This window comes from Chamaesiphon sp. (genome assembly GCF_041737865.1).
GTDB lineage: Bacteria > Cyanobacteriota > Cyanobacteriia > Cyanobacteriales > Chamaesiphonaceae > Chamaesiphon.
This window is the reverse complement of sequence record NZ_JBGSQZ010000218.1, coordinates 1-18534: the sequence shown is the minus strand read 5'-3', so window position 1 is coordinate 18534 and position 18534 is coordinate 1. Positions and strand designations below refer to the sequence as shown.

General features: G+C 46.8%; 16 protein-coding genes and 2 pseudogenes. 9 read left to right on the top strand and 9 right to left on the bottom strand.

The genetic code is table 11. The features are described 5' to 3' along the window. Positions 1–204: pseudogene (locus ACEW9J_RS16425) on the top strand (IS4/IS5 family transposase); the annotation flags it as partial. Positions 205–231: 27 nt separating this feature from the next. Here the strand turns inward: ACEW9J_RS16425 and ACEW9J_RS16420 are convergent. After that, positions 232–321, bottom strand: a pseudogene (locus tag ACEW9J_RS16420) (carbohydrate ABC transporter permease); the annotation flags it as partial. Between the two features lie 43 nt (positions 322–364). Here ACEW9J_RS16420 and ACEW9J_RS16415 point away from each other — a divergent pair. After that, entirely contained in the window at positions 365–1873 is a 1509-nt protein-coding gene (locus tag ACEW9J_RS16415) for a YcjF family protein (RefSeq protein ID WP_373546187.1), read from the top strand. A gap of 143 nt (positions 1874–2016) precedes the next feature. On the opposite strand, the gene ACEW9J_RS16410 is transcribed toward ACEW9J_RS16415, so the two are convergent. From ACEW9J_RS16410 to ACEW9J_RS16400, 3 genes are all read right to left on the bottom strand, one after another. Next, positions 2017–2220, bottom strand: a complete 204-nt coding sequence (locus tag ACEW9J_RS16410) for a hypothetical protein (RefSeq protein WP_373546186.1) — start codon at positions 2218–2220, stop codon at positions 2017–2019. Between the two features lie 86 nt (positions 2221–2306). After that, complete coding sequence (locus ACEW9J_RS16405) at positions 2307–3548, bottom strand: NAD(P)/FAD-dependent oxidoreductase (RefSeq protein WP_373546185.1); 1242 nt, start codon at positions 3546–3548, stop codon at positions 2307–2309. A gap of 61 nt (positions 3549–3609) precedes the next feature. After that, positions 3610–4158, bottom strand: coding sequence for a thioredoxin family protein (locus ACEW9J_RS16400; protein WP_373546184.1), 549 nt, complete (start codon positions 4156–4158; stop codon positions 3610–3612). A 45-nt stretch (positions 4159–4203) separates the two neighbouring features. Between ACEW9J_RS16400 and ACEW9J_RS16395 the strand changes: the two genes are divergently transcribed. The 4 genes from ACEW9J_RS16395 (at position 4204) to ACEW9J_RS16380 (ending at position 6624) form a co-directional block, all read left to right on the top strand. After that, entirely contained in the window at positions 4204–4947 is a 744-nt protein-coding gene (locus ACEW9J_RS16395; RefSeq protein ID WP_373546183.1) for a sigma-70 family RNA polymerase sigma factor, read from the top strand. 446 nt (positions 4948–5393) lie between these two features. Further along, the gene (locus tag ACEW9J_RS16390; protein WP_373546188.1) at positions 5394–5597 is read left to right on the top strand and encodes a phosphotransferase; all 204 of its coding nucleotides are present in this window, start codon (positions 5394–5396) and stop codon (positions 5595–5597) included. A 63-nt stretch (positions 5598–5660) separates the two neighbouring features. After that, the gene (locus ACEW9J_RS16385) at positions 5661–5993 is read left to right on the top strand and encodes a hypothetical protein (protein WP_373546182.1); all 333 of its coding nucleotides are present in this window, start codon (positions 5661–5663) and stop codon (positions 5991–5993) included. Positions 5994–6381: 388 nt separating this feature from the next. Further along, positions 6382–6624 (top strand): hypothetical protein, encoded by a 243-nt coding sequence (locus ACEW9J_RS16380; RefSeq protein ID WP_373546181.1) that lies wholly within the window; start codon positions 6382–6384, stop codon positions 6622–6624. A gap of 171 nt (positions 6625–6795) precedes the next feature. Here the strand turns inward: ACEW9J_RS16380 and ACEW9J_RS16375 are convergent, their stop codons facing one another. Further along, a complete protein-coding gene (locus ACEW9J_RS16375; protein ID WP_373546180.1) occupies positions 6796–8148 on the bottom strand; it encodes a sensor histidine kinase in 1353 nt (450 codons plus the stop codon). 163 nt (positions 8149–8311) lie between these two features. On the opposite strand from ACEW9J_RS16375, the gene ACEW9J_RS16370 reads away from it, so the two are divergent. Both ACEW9J_RS16370 and sfsA read left to right on the top strand, forming a co-directional pair. Then, positions 8312–8653 (top strand): Hpt domain-containing protein, encoded by a 342-nt coding sequence (locus ACEW9J_RS16370; protein ID WP_373546179.1) that lies wholly within the window; start codon positions 8312–8314, stop codon positions 8651–8653. A gap of 56 nt (positions 8654–8709) precedes the next feature. Continuing rightward, positions 8710–9411 carry a DNA/RNA nuclease SfsA gene (gene sfsA / locus ACEW9J_RS16365; RefSeq protein WP_373546178.1) on the top strand — a complete coding sequence of 234 codons (702 nt, stop codon included), beginning with the start codon at positions 8710–8712 and terminating at the stop codon, positions 9409–9411. A gap of 340 nt (positions 9412–9751) precedes the next feature. Here the strand turns inward: sfsA and ACEW9J_RS16360 are convergent, their stop codons facing one another. Further along, positions 9752–11062 carry an MFS transporter gene (locus tag ACEW9J_RS16360; protein ID WP_373546177.1) on the bottom strand — a complete coding sequence of 437 codons (1311 nt, stop codon included), beginning with the start codon at positions 11060–11062 and terminating at the stop codon, positions 9752–9754. 647 nt (positions 11063–11709) lie between these two features. On the opposite strand from ACEW9J_RS16360, the gene ACEW9J_RS16355 reads away from it, so the two are divergent. Beyond that, positions 11710–12291, top strand: a complete 582-nt coding sequence (locus tag ACEW9J_RS16355) for a pentapeptide repeat-containing protein (protein WP_373546176.1) — start codon at positions 11710–11712, stop codon at positions 12289–12291. A 159-nt stretch (positions 12292–12450) separates the two neighbouring features. On the opposite strand, the gene ACEW9J_RS16350 is transcribed toward ACEW9J_RS16355, so the two are convergent. The 3 genes from ACEW9J_RS16350 to ACEW9J_RS16340 form a co-directional block, all read right to left on the bottom strand. Then, on the bottom strand, positions 12451–13590 hold the full coding sequence (locus ACEW9J_RS16350) for an ABC transporter ATP-binding protein (RefSeq protein ID WP_373546175.1): 1140 nt from the start codon (positions 13588–13590) through the stop codon (positions 12451–12453). A 333-nt stretch (positions 13591–13923) separates the two neighbouring features. Further along, complete coding sequence (locus ACEW9J_RS16345) at positions 13924–17343, bottom strand: response regulator (protein ID WP_373546174.1); 3420 nt, start codon at positions 17341–17343, stop codon at positions 13924–13926. 217 nt (positions 17344–17560) lie between these two features. Next, positions 17561–18534, bottom strand: a 974-nt coding sequence (locus ACEW9J_RS16340; RefSeq protein WP_373546173.1) for a methyl-accepting chemotaxis protein, incomplete at its 5' end; no start/stop codon positions are given.

The window sequence follows — 18534 nt, the reverse complement described above, 5'->3', positions numbered from 1 at the left end:
GAGATTGCCATTGAAGCTGAGGATTGGAAACCTTTTGCACTGATGAGCGTGGCGTTGTTGGCGGAATTTTTACGAGACTGTGCTAGTCATGTCAATCTCAAACGCTTCTTGTCTTCTCCACGAGGAGCGAAAAAGCCGACTCACAAGAAGAAGTATGACCCCAAACGTCCGCATGTTGCTACTTTTCGGCTTCTCACTACTTAGTAGTTTAACTGTCACCTTAACAGGGGTACCCTTAACCCCACTACTAGTAGCAGTAGGAACGATGTATCGCTGCACGAACATAAATAAGACTAAGACAGGCGCGATCGAGATCGGCGAGTCCTTCGGCTATGATGATAAGTAGATCGCTATCCACTAAAGTATGCGTTTCCCCCGTTCCTGGTCGATCGCCATTGGCGGAATTTCGATCGCAATTTTGGCATTGTGGTTGATTAATTCCCTCTATGCCCTCTATGTCCAAGTTAGTTTGACGACACCGTGGTTGGCAACACCCATTCTGATTGGGATCTTGTTGCTAATTGGGTTGGCGATCGCCGCAATCGTTTATTACGTCGGTATATTTCAAGGCTGGTGGGGAAAATCACGCACCAAACCCCAGCAATTGCCCAAAGTTCCTGTCGAAAAAACTGCCGCCGCCACTGCAAATCTTCAGGCGATCGATCGCCAACTTCAGCAAATCCAAGATGAAGTTACTCGTCAAGCCTTAATCGATAAATCGCGAGAAATCGCTGACAATTTGGCGCGGGGACAAATTAGAGTAGTCGTATTTGGGACGGGTTCGGCAGGGAAAACTTCGTTAATAAATGCGATTATCGGTCGAATTGTCGGGGAAGTTGGCGCACCGATGGGGACAACGACCAGGGGGGAAACGTATACGCTCGAATTAAAAGGTTTGGATCGCCAAATTTTACTAACTGATACTCCAGGCATTTTAGAAGCTGGTATCGCTGGTACTCAACGGGAAGCGATCGCCAGAGAGCTGGCAACATCTGCGGATCTGTTATTATTTGTCGTAGACAATGACCTAAGATCGTCAGAATATATCCCCCTGATGGGACTAGCCGAAATCGGCAAGCGATCGCTCCTCATCTTTAATAAAACGGATCTCTATACACCGATCGATCGCTTGGAGATCGTCACCAAACTACAGCAGCGGGTTCAGAGCGAAATTGAACCTCAAGATGTGATCGCGATCGCCGCAAACCCGCAGCCAGTTCGACTAGAATCAGGTGAAATATTTACTCCCGACCCTGATATTTTCCCCCTGATCCGCCGTCTAGCTGCCGTGCTCAGGGCCGAAGGTGAAGATTTGATCGCCGACAACATTTTGCTCCAATCCCAGCGGCTAGGAGCCGAAGCGCGGGAGCTAATCGACGCCCAACGCCGCCGTCAAGCCGATCGCATCGTCAATCGATATCAATGGATCGGTGCGGGAGTCGTCACAGTTACGCCCTTACCAGTGGTAGATTTCCTCGCGACAGCCGCAATTAATACCCAGATGATTATGGAGATTGGGAAGATTTATGGTTGCGATCTAAATAAAGATACAGCGCAAGAATTAGCACTCTCCCTCGGTAAAACTTTAACTAGTCTGGGCATCGTCAAAGGTGCAATTCAACTGTTATCCACGGCTTTAACCGTCAATGTGACTACCTACGCGCTAGGTAAAGGGGTTCAAGGCATTACTGCTGCTTATTTGACGAGGATTGCTGGGCGCAGCTTTATCGAATACTTCCGTCAGGATCGATCGTGGGGCGATGGTGGGATGGCTGAAGCAGTACAACAGCAATTTCAGCTAAATCGTAAAGATGAGTTTCTTAAAGCCTTTGTACAGCAAGCGATCGACAAGATTTCGATCGGGCGGGAATAGGGGTGGATGGTGGATGGTGAATGGTGAATGGTGAATGGTGGATGGTGGATGGTGGATCGTCTCTCGATCGGGGTAGTTGGACATACCGATCTTCACTCCTGACTGTGATTTTAAAACAAAACCCACCCATACCTGCCAGCAATTTATAAGCATAAAAAAGGGAGAGAATCATAATTCTCTCCCTGTTTATTTTGACCTTGGCTGTTGTCATTGCCTCGATCTTTGAGTTTTTGTCTGAGCATTTGAGTGCGTTTCTTGAGTTGCCGTTGACGTGCCGAACCGCCTTTACCCTTGTCATTTCTCCCTTCTTTGCGGGGTGATTCCCACCGCTTGAGTCGCTGCGCCATATGTTTTATGAATGCTTATCCTTCCTATTCTAGCAAGACAGTCATTCGATCGCAACACCCCCCAACAACCTCTCTGTGTTCTCCCCTCACTCCGCGATCTCTGCGCCAACCCCCATCGCCAATCCTGCCAGATATCCAGTCGTCCAAGCACTCTGAAAATTGAACCCGCCTGTCACCCCATCGATATCGAGAATTTCTCCAGCAAAATACAACCCCTGACAGATTTTGCTTTCCATCGTTTGAAAGTTCACCGACTTGAGATCGACACCGCCACAGGTGACAAATTCTTCCTTAAATATCCCTTTACCAGTAATCTGATATTCACCACGATTTAATTCTTGAATTAAGCGATCGAGTGTCTTATTTGCCAACCCCGCCCATCTGTCGCCAGCGGTAATCCCGATATAACTAGTCAGCGATTCCCACAAGCGATGGGGAAGGGGCACGGGGCAACTATTTTGAATAGTTTTCTGAGGTAACTGGGACTTGACAGCCAAAATTAGTTCGCGCAATTTGTCGATCCGATAATCTGGCAACCAATCGATCGTCATTGGTACATGATATCGGGATTCTGCAATAAACCGCGCCCCCCAAGCAGATAATTTTAGTACGGCTGGGCCACTCACACCCCAATGAGTGACTAATAAGGCACCTGTTTGGGTGAGAGGATGTTTACCAGTGGTAGCTAACTTGACTGTGGCAGATCTAACACTGACTCCTGCTAAATTTGCCAAGCGCGGATCGGGGATATTAAATGTAAACAGTGATGGGACTGGAGTAGAAATCGGATGCCCTAATTGTTGCGCCCACTTATAGGCACTGGGATTGCTACCTGTCGCTAATAAGACTCGATCGGCTGTTAAGACTTGCCCAGATTTAAGGCTGACAGTCCATCCTGATGGCTGCTGGGGGCTAATTTCGGCTACGGCTTCTCCCGTCCGGATTTTGACTCCAGCCGCCGCCGCAGCGTCCAATAAGCACCTGACGATCGTTTCTGAGTCATCGGTAGTCGGAAACATCCGCCCATCGGCTTCGGTTTTGAGTTTGATACCGCGATCGGCATACCAAGCTACTGTATCCTGTGGTTGGAATCGAGAAAAAGCACCCCGCAGAGCCTTATTGCCACGGGGATAATACTGGACTAACTGGTGGGGATCGAAACAGGCGTGAGTCACGTTACACCGACCGCCACCGGAGATTTTGACCTTGCCGAGGGGATATTTGCCAGCTTCGAGCAGGGTGACTCGAGTATGAGGATGAGTTTGGGCACAGGTAATGGCGGCGAAAAAACCCGCCGCACCGCCGCCGATAACAATAATTTGGGACACAGGTAAACAGTTGAGAGTTGAGAGTTGATAGTTAAAGGTTGACAGTTAAGTTTTTCGGCTGTTACGCGCCGTGAGCGCGAGGATCGTCATTGACACCGTTACTAGGAACTGTTTTGGGTGTAAATTTGGAAACCTCACCTTTGGAGGCGGTGTCGGATAGAGCTGTTCCTGCGATCAGATCTGTTAATTTAGATTCTAAGATCTGCCGAGGTTGTTCGCCGATCGCTTCAGCGAGGACTTTTCCTTTATTATCAAAGAAGACAAAATGGGGAATCCCATCGACGCGGTATTTGGTGACTTCTGGCAGCCATTTGGTATTATCGACATTGAGCATCGAAAAATTGACTCGATCGCCAAATTGTGACTTGACTGCGGCTAAATCTGGAGCCATTGCTTGACAACTGGTACACCAATTGGCATAAAATTCCATCAGGGTCGGTTTACCATTAGTCAGGGCAATATCGATCGGTTGGGCGTGAGTGGCTTGAAATTCTAAGGTAGAAGTAGAGTCTTGAGCGCGAATACTCAGTACGAGTGCAACTACCAATACAATCGCGATCGTCACGATCGCAAAGTTACGCATCCGCTGTGGAGAAGAAGTAGATTGCATGAAATAAATTATAAATTTGATAATAGTCTGTAAGCTAAATATATCGTGCAGTTTGCGATTGATGTAAAACCCGCTCGAATAGTTTTGAGATCGGCGGGTGTTAAACTGTACTGGGCGGGGGACCCGCCCACACAACTATCAACTGTCAACTATTCAAAGATGTTGTCAATCCCGACTTTCCCCGAAACCAACCATGAGATCTTACAATCGTTAGCTAGTTATAGCGATCGAGAGTTAGTCAGTCTACATCAGTTACATCCCGAACAAGGCAAATTTTTCACGGCGTTGTTTTGTCGCTATGGATCGATCGTTCATAGCGTCGTGCAACATGCCGCCCCGTCTCAACTCCAGGCTGATTATCTGTTTGCGATCGCTTGGCGGCAGATTTTTGGCGAACTGGGGCGAGTGAAATTATCATTAGATCCCGAAGCCACCAATTGGCAAAACTGGCTGATGGATATTACTGGTAGTACCATCGCTCAGATCGAAGTGCCCCCACCAGCGCAGATCCGTTATACTCTCAACGCAGCACCACCTCCATTATGGTGTTATCTCGAACGAGGACTCGATCGACTTTCACCCTTAGCTCGGCTCGTGGTGGTGATGACTCAAAGCCTCAAGTGGAACGAACAACGGATTTCGGCCTATCTTCAAGGTGAAGGACAAAAAATTCCGGTTGAGAGTATTCCCGACTATCTTACTGAAGGCTATCAGCAATTAGAGGCTGCTGTACCTCAAGATATTCGGGATATTTATCTAGGTGTCGCGGGTGAAAATTCTGAGCTTTGAATCGAGTTCGAGACAGCCAATCAAGACAGGGTAAGGGGCAAAGGATAGATATAGCAGTTGCTCACCAGCGGTTAAGACACTTGAGATTTTAGTCCGCGTTCGCGAAGCGTCTCGTAGAGAAGGCGGACTTTGCAACACTAGCAGCGATTTGCGGAAAGTGCGGGAACAGGGCGCGACGTTTTGGGGGGAAGCTTCCCCGTAGAGCTTCGCTTGTTTCCCAACTGGGCTATCAGTATTATATTAGAGAGCATCAATTTCTATTACCGATCGCTAGATCGATCGGTCAACTACTGGCAAATATTCACAGTCAAACATTTCAACAGACAGAATATCACCAATTTTGTCGCGATCGTCAAGACAATTCAGATACTACTATGATGATTGAGGGATGCGCTAATGATATTATTCGTCGCCTAGCTTGAATCACACCTCAAATCTTTGGAGTGATGCCGCCAGAATGTCTACAATTTTTCAAGCTTTATCAACGTTTTACTAGTTTATCACAAGCGATCGCCGATCTCGATCGGGCGATCGCTCCTAGTTGTCTAGTTCATAACGATCTAAAAATTAATAATATTCTGCTCGATCTAAATTGGGAGCAAACCGGATCGTCAGTAATTCGGTTAATTGATTGGGAATGTGCTGATTAGGGCGATCCAGCTTTCGATCTGGGCTGTATATTCGGTAGTTATTTAGAGATTTGGTTAGATGGATTGTTTATCGGTAATACCCTCAGTATTAATGAGTCATTACAATTAGCAACTACTCCCCTAGAGTTGCTCCAACCATCTCTATTTACTCTGATTCAGTCAAACCTGGAGAGCTTTACAGCTATTGTTACCGCTCGTCCAGATTATCTCGATCGCGCGATCCAATTTGCTGGTTTAGCTCTGATTCAACGAGTTGAAATTACTATTGATGAAGAGCGTATTTTTGGCAATCGTGGTATTGTCATGCTCCAAGTAGCCAAACAATTACTTTGCACTCCTCAAGCCGCCATGAATACCTTCTTTGATAGTGAATTCGTTTTATTACTCAATAATTAATTAGATGTTAAACTTCTCGCAGACTCTAGTAGAAATAGTTAATAAAATTGAGATCGAGCAGAATTTCATTATTCGTCATTCTGATTATCCCATGCTTGAGATAGAACCCGATTCGATCGCTAAAATAGAAAGAATATCGCCACAATTACAAGCAAAATATTTAATAATCTAAGTCCAAAACTATCTCTATAATATCTACTTTAGTCATAGCTTGATGAGTATTCAAGAGCTGCTCGTAGCAAACTCGTCGGTCGAGATACATATATCGCTGTCAGTAATTTAGGCTCACCCGATCGACCAAAACGGCGATCGAGCATCATAAGTGGTGACAGAGATCTCCGCAAACATATATCTGTCATCAAATTTGTAACGTAGGAATAGATTGAATATGGCTCTCATTAAAATCTCTAACTTGAACCCTGCTGGTAGCGACTTATTTGCAGATACAGAAAGCTTTTTAACCGAACTTGAAGAAACTGACAGCCGCCAAATCTTTGGTGGTGGTGGTTATGGTGGTGGCAAGAAAGGCAGTAAAAAGGGCAGCAAAAAGGGCAGCAAGAAGGGTAGTAAAGGTGGTGGCTACGGTTATCCATGTCCTCCTCCTTGCCCTCCTTACTATCCCTGCCACTAACAATATTTATTGTTATTAGTCTAAAACCATCACCTCCGAGCTGTTTCGATAACCAGCGCGGAAGTGATTTTGTGGTGCCTAACATAAACTAACCTGATTTGGATTCAAAAGATTGCGAAATGCTTTGCCCACTGCAAGAGCAAGCCGCTGTCAACTGTCAACTGTCAACTGTCAACTGTTTAACGCCCCCTTAAAAGTCACAATTACAGTAGTCCCGACATCGACTTGAGTGTCGATCGAGAGTTCGCCATGATGATTATTGACGATCGATTGGACGATCGCCAGTCCCAAGCCCGAACCGCTACTAACATCAGAAGGATTGGCTGTACGAGCGGAATCGACCCGATAAAACCTGTCGAATAAATGTGGAAGTGCCGCATCGGGGATGCCGATCCCATTATCTTGAACCCGAACTTGGAGGTAGAATGTATTTTGACGAATTAATTGCCTGAGTTGGACATTAATTTGCGCTCGATCCTGGTGTGATGGGGTGTACTGAATTGCATTAGTCAGCAGATTGGTAAATAGCCGCGCCAACCTGTCCCAATCGCCACTGATACTAAATGCTTCGAGTTTGTGCTGTTCTAATTGCACAATGGCGGCGGGGAGCGGATCGATAATCTCCAGTGTGAGGCGGATGCCCTTGGCTACTGCGGCTAATTGCTGTTCTTCGATCGTTTCCATCAGTAGTGCATCCAATGGGATGGGACTAAACTCAGGGGTGACGATGCTGCTATCTTGACGAGCGAGAAATAACAGATCGTCAACTAATCTACCCAGGCGACGAGTTAAGCGTTCGATCGTCTGAAGTTGTTGGCGTTGTTGAGGTTGCAGGGGTTCTTCGCTCAGTGCTACTTGCACATTGGTTTGAATCGTCGCGATCGGGTTGCGGAGTTCGTGCGAAGCATCTGCGGTAAACTGTTTGAGCTGTTGGTAAGAAGCTTTGACAGGTTCGATCGCGATTCCAGATAGCAACCAGCCGATCGCTGCGACACTAGTAATTACTAAAGAAGTGCCTACTGTTAGATCGATAATTAGTAGCTCAGTCGGTTTAGTGACTTCAAACCAGGGATGACTTACTCTCAAAAAACCTACTAATGTATTATTCCGCTCGATCGGTGCCGTAATTTGCCTGAGAATCCGGTTATTTCTGACGCGGACGGTTTCACCATCGAGATCGATCCAGACAGGCAGATTTAGCGGTTCTCTCAGCGTAGACCATAACAACTCTCCACCGATATTAAACAATTCTAGATCGATGCGATCGTCATCCAGTCTGTCGGAATCATCCTGAAAACTTGCGCCGACATTAATCTTAAATTGACCGATCGCACCTGGAGCATCAATCTTGTCGATCGCGATCGAGCGACTGACGACTTCGACAACATGATTTAGAGTATCATCGATCCGTTCGATCAGGGTAGTCCGCACATAGATATACATGCCAATCGCAAAGATCAGCAACACGATGGCTGTGACAGTTGTATACCAAATTGCTAAGCGACGGCGGGTAGTCTGGAACATCGGTTAGATAATTGATAATTGATAATTGATAATTGGGTTTTCCTTCAAGACACAATCGTTGGCGTTCTCTGTAGGTAGCTGCTTGTGCTTAATTATCAAAATGTGGAGTTGAGAGGATAAAATAAGAATCAACGTTAGCTTACTTCTGTTACTGCACTGCCTAATGAACGATCTCATTGATATCGACTGGGAACAACTACATCAAGTTTCTGAAGATGACCCAGAATTTGAACTAGAACTACTTACAATGTTGGCAGAAGATGTGAAAATTCACATTGCCGAGCTGCGTCAAGCGATCGCCGATCGAGATCTCATCGCGATCGCTCATGAAGCTCACTATATCAAAGGTGCCAGTGCTAATGTCGGGATTGTCAGCATCACCACAATCGCCAACCAGATCGAACGACTAGCAACCGAAAAACTGATGCCTAATGCTGCTTTGTTAGTCGAACAAATGGCGATCGATCTGGGGCATTTAGAAGCTTATTTAGCAACCAGAAATTAACTACATCTGGCTCCCATTTACCTTTTAGCTACTTCATCCCCGATCGACACCACATCGTGCTTTATACTTATCCTCAACTCTATCCTGGCATTTTAGTCAAACGATACAAGCGATTTTTTGCTGATATCCAACTAGATACGGGCGAACCGATCGTGGCACATTGTCCCAATACTGGCCCCATGACTGGAGTTTGTCAAATCGGTGCTCCAGTGATGGTTTCTTTCCATGACAATCCCAAACGGAAACTAGCTTACACTTGGGAAACGATTAAGATCGACGGGGTGTGGATCGGCATCAATACGGCATTGCCCAACAAGCTGATTAAAATCGCCTTAGAGCAGCGGTTATTTCCAGAACTTGATAGCTATCAAACGATTCGATCGGAAGTGGTTTACGGGCAAGATCGGCGCAGTAGAATCGACTTTGTACTCGGTGATGGAGAGCGTTCCATTTATCTGGAAGTGAAGAATACTACCTGGTCGATCGATGATGTGGCAATCTTTCCCGATACAGAGACGACTAGGGGGCAAAAGCACCTCCGCGAACTCATCGATGTGATGCCAGTCGATCGCGCGGTGATGCTCTATCTCATCAATCGGGGCGATCTGACCAAATTTGCACCTGGAGATACTACGGATCCGATTTACGCCCAACTGTTGCGGACAGCAGTAGCCAAAGGACTGCAAGTACTTCCTTGTCGATTTGATGTCAGTCCCGCTGGAGTCAAATATTTAGGATTAGCAGAACTAATCCTCTAACCTATTACAGTTTTAGCAACATTAATAAGCCTTGAACCAGGATAGATCCTGTTACTGGTGCTGGTCCTGACAGATCTGTAGGCAAGAAAATTCTCGCACTTGTAGCAACTAAAGCAAACAGAAAAATCAGGAGAATGACTAACGGGCCGACGTTTTGACGAATAAAGGTCATGATAATTAGGGTTTAGGGATTAGCTATAACTTTAGAGTACATTATGCTGATGTAGGGTGTGTTAGGCGTTGGCGAAGCCGCGCCGAGAGGTAATCGCCGTAACACATCAATGTCAATGCCAATGGCTCCGTAGGATTAATATATTTATCGATTGTATCAAAAATTAATTTAGAGTTCTTTCAGGGCGGGGCCTTGACGAGCATCCGATCGCGCGATGAGGAACAACAGGAACATACTCGGAATGATAACTAGCATCGTTACCAAGAAAAAGTTAGACCAGCCGAGGGCTTTAACCAGATCTCCTGCTGGTGCGACGAGTAGCTTGCTCAAAGCCATCAAACTCGATAATAGAGCAAACTGAGTTGCCGAAAATTGTTGGTTGCACATATTCATCAAGAACAGCCCAAAAGCGGAAGACTCCATTCCCCCAAAAAAGTTTTCGACATTGATCGCCAACACAAATAATTGAGTAGCAAAGGGTGGTTGGACAAAATTCTGACAAGCCTTCGTCAAAACTGTCGGGTCGGGATGTGATATCTGTGCCAGCATCACATATAAAATGATGCCAATCGCCTGTAAGCCACCAAAGATCCACAGTCCTTGGAAAACGCTCATCCGCGTCAGTAATACCCCGCCTAGTAAAGCTCCCACGATCGTGGCAATTATCCCCATGAAACCATTGATATCACCAATTTGACCTTGGCTGAAACAAGCAGCTTTGAGAAATGGAATCGACATCAAATTCATCATCGCATCGCTGATTTTGTATGTAACGATGAATGACAAAATCAAGCCACCATAAACCAGCCCTCGGCGTTGAAAAAAGTCTAAAAATGGTAGCGTTATTGCATCAGCAAATGTCTCTGGCGGTCGATCTGTTGCTTCTGTGCCAGGTGCGAACAACGTAAACACCAACCCCAGCAGCATCAAACCCGCCATCACTAGATAAACTGGTTGCCAAGCCCGAAACACATTTTCATATAGCTTGGATGCACCAGCAAAGGACAAAATCAAGGCAACACGATAGCCTGTCGTAAAAATGCTGACACCAATCGGTCGCTCGGCTCCAGTCAGCACATCAGTCCGATAGGCATCAGCGACGATATCCTGGGATGCACTCAAGAAGGCAATCAGTACCGAAATAACTGCCAACAGATTGAGATTTTTGGCGGGATCTTGCAGTGACATGGCACCGATCGCCAGTACCAATAAAAATTGGATAATCAATAACCAGCCCTTGCGTCTGCCCAAAAATGGCGGCACGAATCGATCGAGTAATGGCGACCACAGAAACTTAAAGGCGTAGGGAAAACCAATCAGGCTACCATACCAGCCAATTTTGCTCAAATCGGTTCCAGCATCTGACATCCACGATTGTAATGTTTTGAGCACGAGCAGGATCGGGAGTCCAGAAGAAAAGCCGACAAACAGCAATGCAGCCATTTTTCGGTTCTGAAATACTTGTAATAATGATTTCACGGTAGACACTGGAGTTTTCAGAGGAGAAGCTCCCCTCACGAATTTTGATTCCCAATCATCCCACAAATAGGTCGATCGAGTATCGGTGCGATGTTCTCAACTTTTCAAGAAGTCACGCAGACCATCAGTGCTGGAGTTTAGACTAACGATGTTTTCTCCTGTGCTAACTCGATTAGTCTAAACTACAGCTCCCTTAGTTAGTCTAAACTCCAGTAGTAACAGATCCACCAAAAGATTGGGCACCAGAGCCAAACAAGACGTTTTGAGCGGTATTTTGAGTGTCAAACATACGATGTGGGAACTACTTATCGGGGTATTTAATGCTTTCACATCAAACTCTATTCCCGATAAACTAGAGTGCCTACGATCTGTGTCACTCTTTATGTATCTAAATGAGATGGGATTCAAAGCAATTGAGCCAATTAAGACAATAAACCTCCTGCCAAAGTCTGAGAGTAAGACTTGGCTAAGGTTAGAACTGTTTGCAACTTTTGCTAAACTTTGTTACAATACTTAATAATAAGTAATGTAACAAACACACTTGTGAAGCTGGTGCGTCATCAGGCGGTACGATCGCTAGTCAACTTCGGGATCGAGCCGCCTGATTTTGAAGATGTTCGGGCAGTGGATTTGGGAGAGGATCGAAAATGAATGCTGATGAGTTGCTCAGGCAATACAATGATGGAAAGCGAGACTTTATTTTGGCAAATTTAGCAGATATTTGTCTGACCGAAAGATGTTTGGTCGCGATCGATCTGAGCCAATCTCGACTGACTAATGCAAACTTATCTGGTTCGGATTTGCAATGTGCCAACTTGTCAGCAGCAGTTTTAACTAAAGCCACATTATGGCGATCGAATTTAACCAGTGCGAGTCTGGTGTCAGCCAATCTCGATCTAGCTAGATTGATTCGAGCTAATTTAACAGGTATTGATGGAGATCGGGCATCATTAAAAAATGCAGATTTACGCTTGGCTAATCTAGCCGGAGCTAATCTAAGTAATGTAAACCTGATTGGGGCAGATTTGCGCTACGCGAATCTAGCGGGAGTCGATCTCACAGGTGCAGATTTGAGCCGAGCAAATTTAACTGGAGCTAATTTGTCTCAGGCAAATCTGAACGGGGCAACGCTGACTTATGCAGTTTTTGAGAATACAGATATCAGTGATATTTCTTTGATGGGTGTGGATCTGAGTCAGGTCGATCTACGTTGTGCAGTTTTGAGATAATCGATCTAAGTTTGGGGTTGTCAGCTAATGGCGGTAGAACCCTGATTTGTCTATGAAGTTGGGATTTGAGTCCGAAACCTAGCTGATTACTAGTGCCCACTCGAAAAACTCGCTGTCAACACTGTGCCTACGGCAGGCTAACGCCAGCAGTGCAAGCTGTCAACTGTAGGGGGGAAATAATCTGCGTCCGGTGCTTGGATCGAAGATAAATAGCCACTCGGAGGCTAATTGGATGGTTAATTGTTTCCGCAGCATTTGGTTTGGGAGATCGTTAATTTGTCCCGATGTGCTGGGGGGAGCTAGGAGATTGAGATCTGTTGAGGTACCGTTAATTCGAGCTTTGAGCAGGGTTTCACGACCGAGGGTTTCGACGCCTTGAACTGTGAGTGAGAGGGTGTCTGGGGTCGATGGGACAATGGTGATATATTCGGGACGAATGCCGAGATTTAATCCTTGCCCATCGCGGAGTTGTAATTGAGTGGCTAATTCTGAGGAACAGGCGATTTTACTATCGCCGATATTCCAGCTCCGATCGTGATAGATAGCTGGAATAATATTCATCGGTGGGGTACCGATAAAAGTTGCTACCATTTGATTGATAGGATGATGGTAAATTTCGTTAGGTGTACCGATTTGTTGAATATAGCCGCGATCGAGTACGACAATTCGATCGGCTAATGTCATGGCTTCAACACAATCATGGGTGACATAAATCGTCGTAATGCCAACTTGTTGATGCAGTTGTTTTAGTTCGCTGCGAGTATTATCTCTGAGTCCAGCATCGAGATTTGAGAGGGGTTCATCTAATAAGAATACTTGGGGCGATCTAGCAATCGCCCGACCTAGAGCTACCCGTTGTTGCTGTCCGCCAGATAATTGTTTGGGTTTGCGATCGAGTAAAGTATCGATCTTGAGGGATTTAGCAACATCATCGATCCGTTGTTGAATAATAGATTTGTTGATGCCGCGCATTTGCATCCCGAATGCCAAGTTTTCGGCAACTGTCATATGCGGGTAAAGGGCATAGTTTTGGAATACCATCGCCACATCTCTTTGTCTGGCTGGAACTTGGTTGACTAATCGATCTCCAATGTAGATATTCCCGCTAGTGGCGGTTTCTAGTCCAGCAATAATGCGGAGGAGGGTCGATTTACCACAGCCAGATGGGCCGACTAGTACCCAAAATTCACCGTCGGGAATCTCGAAGGATATATCATCGATACCAGTAAATCGCTGTTGTTGCAGGGCGGCTGCATCAATGAATTTACGGCTGATTTGTTCGAGTTTGACACTGGACATAGGCGATCGAGGTTCATCGATATTGTTACTATTCTACTGCTGTTATTGCGTTTGGCGGAGATATCCTTCCTAGTGATAAATTAGAGATCTAGGGTAGGGGTAGATGGTGGATGGTGGATGGTGGACGGCTTGTAATGAGCAAAGTCGTTGGCGTAGCCTGCCGTAGGCATAGTGTGAATCATGATGTCTACTTTTTGGGTGGGAAGGGAGTAGAGCTGTATCAACCCTGGTGCGTTACTGCTGACGCCTAATACACCCTACACTTACTCTTGTGACCCAATCGAGATCCGAGCCACCATCCACCATCCACCATCCACCCCCTACCCTAGATCTCTATTTCGAGACTAGAAAGGGAGTCGCAATCAGTTGTGTCAAAGTAGCCAGTAATTCTTGTTCCTTAAAGGGTTTGGAGAAGTAGCCGCTGGCACCGAGATTCATGGCAATTTTGCGGTGCTTATCGCCGCTACGGGAGGTGAGCATCAAGACGGGGATGTTTTTGAACTGAGCTAGACTTTTGATGGTAGCAAGGAAGCCGTAGCCATCCATCCGAGGCATTTCAACATCACAGACAACAGCTTGAGGATGGAGACCAGCTTGGAGTTTTTCGATCGCTTCTTGACCGTCTTTTGCTTGCTCGACTAGATAGCCAGCTTTTTCGAGCGTTAGAGCGACAAACCGACGGACATTGATGGAGTCGTCAACAACAAGAATGCGGGATCGTTGAGCGGGGGCTGCTGGAGTAGGTGTGAGCGTGGCGGGGTCTTGGGTGAGGAAGTCAAATTTGCTATTGACTCTAGATGTAGCTAAATCGCCATCGATCCAGCGGACAAATTCGATCGCATCCAACAGCGGAACGATGCGTCCATCACCAAGGATCGTGCAGCCAGTGAAGCCTGGGGGCATTTTAATATTACCTTGAGGTTGACGAATGGTGACTTCTTGTTCGCCCCAGAATTTATCGATTTCGACTGCAACTAGATCTTGTCCTTGGTCGATCATTAATACTGTCGGACAGTTGATGGTGGGGAGGGTGGCGGTGGCTACTGGCGATCTGAGATGGGGGAAATCTAAGTATTGTGCGGGTTGAATCAGTCGAACGGTGAAGTTGTCCCATTGGAGCAGCTTTTGTCCGGCGGTAGTGATGATTTGTTCGGGGTTGAGGAGGATAATTTCTTCGACGATATTGCTCGGAATTGCCAGCCACAATCCATCTACTTCTACGAGCAAGACGCGGATGACAGAGAGGGTAAAGGGAACGGAGATCGTAAATGTACTACCTTTACCAAGCTTAGTATCGACACTAATGTCGCCTCGGAGGGCGCGAATATTCGTTCGCACTACGTCCATTCCGACACCGCGTCCAGATAAATCTGTAACTTTAGCTGCGGTACTGAAGCCTGGTTCAAAAATCAGATCGATCAGTTCGCTATCTTTGAAATTAGCGATTTCGCCATCGTCCATGCCCATTTTCTTGACTTTAGCGCGGATTTTGTCGAGGTCGATCCCGCCACCATCATCTTTGATGGTGATGACAGTTTGATTACCGCGATAAGTCGCGCCGATTTCGATCGTCCCTGTTTCTGATTTGTCATGAGCGCGGCGGACTGCGCTCGGCTCGATCCCGTGATCGAAAGCATTGCGGAGGAGATGCATCAAGGGATCGTTGAGGGCTTCGAGGATACTGCGCTCGATGAGGGTGCTACCGCCTTTGAGTCGGAGATCGATCGGTTTGGCATGTTCGATCGATAGGTTGCGAATCGCTCTGGGAAAGCGATTGAATAGTTCGGAGATCGGGCGCATTCGGACTTGAGTTAAGCCTGTTTGCAGTTGCTTGGCGGTACGATTGAGATCGCGATTGGTGCGTTCGGTATCGTTGAGTTGGAGATCGAGATCGGTGGCTAATTCTTCGATTTGGACGACATTATCCATCACTTCCTGAGAGAGGAGGTGAAGTTCGCTATATCGATCGAATTCAAGGATATCTAATCGATCGGTAAAATCGCTGGCTAAACTATTATTAGTCTGAGTCCAAGTTGCCTCAGGATCTCTAGATATTTCTCCGGCTGTGCTGTCATAAGCTGCGCGGAGGTTGAAGTTGGACTGTTCTAGTTGTTTGACTTTGGTTTGGAGATTGACGACTAACTGGCGGAGTCCTTGGAGGTTGAGATTTAGTCCATTGCGATCGATCGTTAGTTCGCCAAATAGATCCCCGATTTCTTCTAATTGCTTGGTGGCGACGCGAATAGTTTGTTCGGCTAGGGCTGTAGGCTTGACTGATGAAGTGTGTTTTCTATCGGCGGGTAGATCGTCGATGAGTTCTGGTGCTGCGTCTAGCGCGTTGAGTAGATCTGCTGCTTCTTGTGCGAGATAATCTGCTTGAGGCTTGGGTGCGATCCTAAATACTGCCGAAGATACTTCCCCTGGTGCGGGTTCGGATAGGAAGCCAGACAAAGCCGATAATAGCTCTGGCACATCGGTATCAAAGGAGAGATCGCCGCTGAGATCGAGTCTTTCAAACGCATCGACGATCTCTTGTTCTGGTTCGGGTACGACAGTGGTTTGGAAGTGGAACGAATCTGAAAATTGCTCGTTGGTGTTGAATTCGTCGAAATCGCCATTAGTAATTGACGAGAGGGTGGATTCTGCTGGGGTGAAGATGAATTCCGAGCCGCTCCCAAACGATCGATCGTTGGTAGCGAGTTCCTCTAGTTCGTTACTATCGGTAATTGTCGAAAAAGCTTGAGGGGCGGTATTAGAGCTAGCAAAGGGATCTGCCAAAGTCTGAAAATCGATCGAGCTGGAATCTTCAAAGAGGAAGGCGGATTCAGATGTGTCTTCGCCACCGAGGTCGTCAATAGTCATCGATTGGCGTTGCAGCTCGACTCCGCCAATAATTGTAAAATCGTTCAGATCGGGGGTAGTAGATTCGAGCAAATTCCATTCTGGTACTGTCTCTGCTTCACTAATCGCCACAATCCCCGATCCTGGCAACTCGATTTCTTCAGGTAGGTTGCTAGTTTGACCGATTAAGACCATTGCCTGAGTACGTCGCCATCCAGCTAGAGCCAGAGCCGCGATCGATCGAAGCTGATGCGGTTGGGCATTGAGATGGAGCAGCACCGACTCACACAAACGTCCCAATGCTGGTAGTTCGACCATTTCGGCTAAACCACCCAATTCTTCGGCACTGATGACCAACTCATCATATAAACTGCTGGAATGCTCGCTATTGACAGATACTTCTAATTGTGTTAAGGAGCGTTCTACTTCTGATTCAAACAGAAAAGTCAGAATATCCTCCCCCGATTCCGAAGCTAACATATTTGCTTCATCTTCAGGATTGAACTCTCCCAGCCGCTCCCGTAACCGATCGAAGATCGGATTTACCTGCGTCTTCAACCAAGCATCATCGGCATCTTGACCTTGACGATTGAGCGTGACAATCTGCCGTAACTTGTCGATCGTGCCAAGCAACAATTGCTCCACCTCACTATCGGGGGCGGCAGATTTGCCATACTGGATAATCTTGAAATAATCCTCCAGATGGTGCCCCAAACTAGCCAGGGTGGTGTATCCCATCATCCCTGCGCCACCTTTGATCGAGTGCGCCGCGCGCAGGAGCGCGTCCAACTGCTTGCCTGTCACTTTACCAGTACCCAGTCCCAGCAGTCCCGACTCGATCGTATCTAAATAATCTGTCGCTTCGTCCAAAAACTGGAGTTTGATTTGTTGTTCTCGATCTGAAGTAATCATCGGGGGGATAGTGGATGGTGGATGGTGGATGGTGGCTAGTGGTTAGTGGTTAGTAGCTGGTTAGTGGATGGTGGTTAGTGGACAGTGGTTGAAGGGTTATAGGATTTCAGGGTTTCAGAATCTGGGACGCTTGCGTCTTCCTATTCACCATTCACCATTCGCCATCCACCATTCACTATCCACCATTCACCATCCACCATTCACCATTCACCATTCACTAGTTCAGATCGGCATTAACCTTAAACTTACCAACCGAAGCTTGGAGTGCTTGGGCAACGGTAACGGTTTGTTGGAGTGAATTGGATACCTGCTTGGAAGAGTCGGAAGTTTGCTCGGAGATCAGCGCGACTGCTGCCATATCGACCTTTACGGCTTGGGAGGTGGCTACTTGATCGATCGTCGCTGTCGAGATCGATTGCAAGAAGGCGTCCATTTGATTGGATAGGGCGATAATCTGTTTCAAACTGGTTTTGGTTTGCTCGACCGATTGGGTACCTTCGACTACTTGAGCGGTGCTGAGTTCCATCGCTTGAGCTACCGCGCTGGTTTCGCGCTGAATAGTTTCGACGATTTTTTCGATTTCTTTGGTTGCTGCGGCTGATTGAGCGGCTAGTTCCCCGACTTCTTCGGCAACTACCGCGAAACCGCGTCCTTCTTCACCCGCACGAGCGGCTTCAATACTGGCATTAATCGCTAGTAGGTTGGTTTGGAGGGCGATTTGGTCGATCAGTCCAGTGACTTTAGAAATCTGTTGCGAGGACTCACCCAAGCGTTTTACTTTCTTGGCAGTTTCAGAGATCGTTTCGCGCAGTTGTTGGATACTCTGCACGGTACGTTCCATCGCTTGACCGCCAACTTCGGCAGTGGATGCGGCAGATGTCGCCACAGTTGCGGCTTGACGGGCATCGGCGGCTACTGATTGGATTGAAATGGTAACTTTTTCGATTTTTGCCAAAGTCTGCTGGATTTGGTCTGCTTGCTTGGTAGCAGCAGTAGTCAGCAACCGCACTTCCGATTCATTTTCACCGACTGAGCCGTTAACTTGACTCGCGGCGGTTTTTACGGTTGTCACGATGTCGCGGAGACTTTCGATAATGGCGTTAAAGAAGTCCCCGACGATCGCGATTTCCCCTTCGCTGATTTCCGATCGCACTGTCAAGTCACCATCGGAAGCTCCTTCGATTTCGGTCA

Excerpts from the sequence above, each read along its gene's own strand:
- ACEW9J_RS16410 (WP_373546186.1), bottom strand. The coding sequence starts at position 2,220 with ATGGCGCAGCGACTCAAGCGGTGGGAATCACCCCGCAAAGAAGGGAGA.
- ACEW9J_RS16370 (WP_373546179.1), top strand. The coding sequence starts at position 8,312 with ATGAACGATCTCATTGATATCGACTGGGAACAACTACATCAAGTTTCT.
- ACEW9J_RS16345 (WP_373546174.1), bottom strand. The coding sequence starts at position 17,343 with ATGATTACTTCAGATCGAGAACAACAAATCAAACTCCAGTTTTTGGAC.
- ACEW9J_RS16350 (WP_373546175.1), bottom strand. The coding sequence starts at position 13,590 with ATGTCCAGTGTCAAACTCGAACAAATCAGCCGTAAATTCATTGATGCA.
- ACEW9J_RS16400 (WP_373546184.1), bottom strand. The coding sequence starts at position 4,158 with ATGCAATCTACTTCTTCTCCACAGCGGATGCGTAACTTTGCGATCGTG.
- ACEW9J_RS16415 (WP_373546187.1), top strand. The coding sequence starts at position 365 with ATGCGTTTCCCCCGTTCCTGGTCGATCGCCATTGGCGGAATTTCGATC.
- ACEW9J_RS16390 (WP_373546188.1), top strand. The coding sequence starts at position 5,394 with ATGCCGCCAGAATGTCTACAATTTTTCAAGCTTTATCAACGTTTTACT.
- ACEW9J_RS16380 (WP_373546181.1), top strand. The coding sequence starts at position 6,382 with ATGGCTCTCATTAAAATCTCTAACTTGAACCCTGCTGGTAGCGACTTA.
- ACEW9J_RS16375 (WP_373546180.1), bottom strand. The coding sequence starts at position 8,148 with ATGTTCCAGACTACCCGCCGTCGCTTAGCAATTTGGTATACAACTGTC.
- ACEW9J_RS16355 (WP_373546176.1), top strand. The coding sequence starts at position 11,710 with ATGAATGCTGATGAGTTGCTCAGGCAATACAATGATGGAAAGCGAGAC.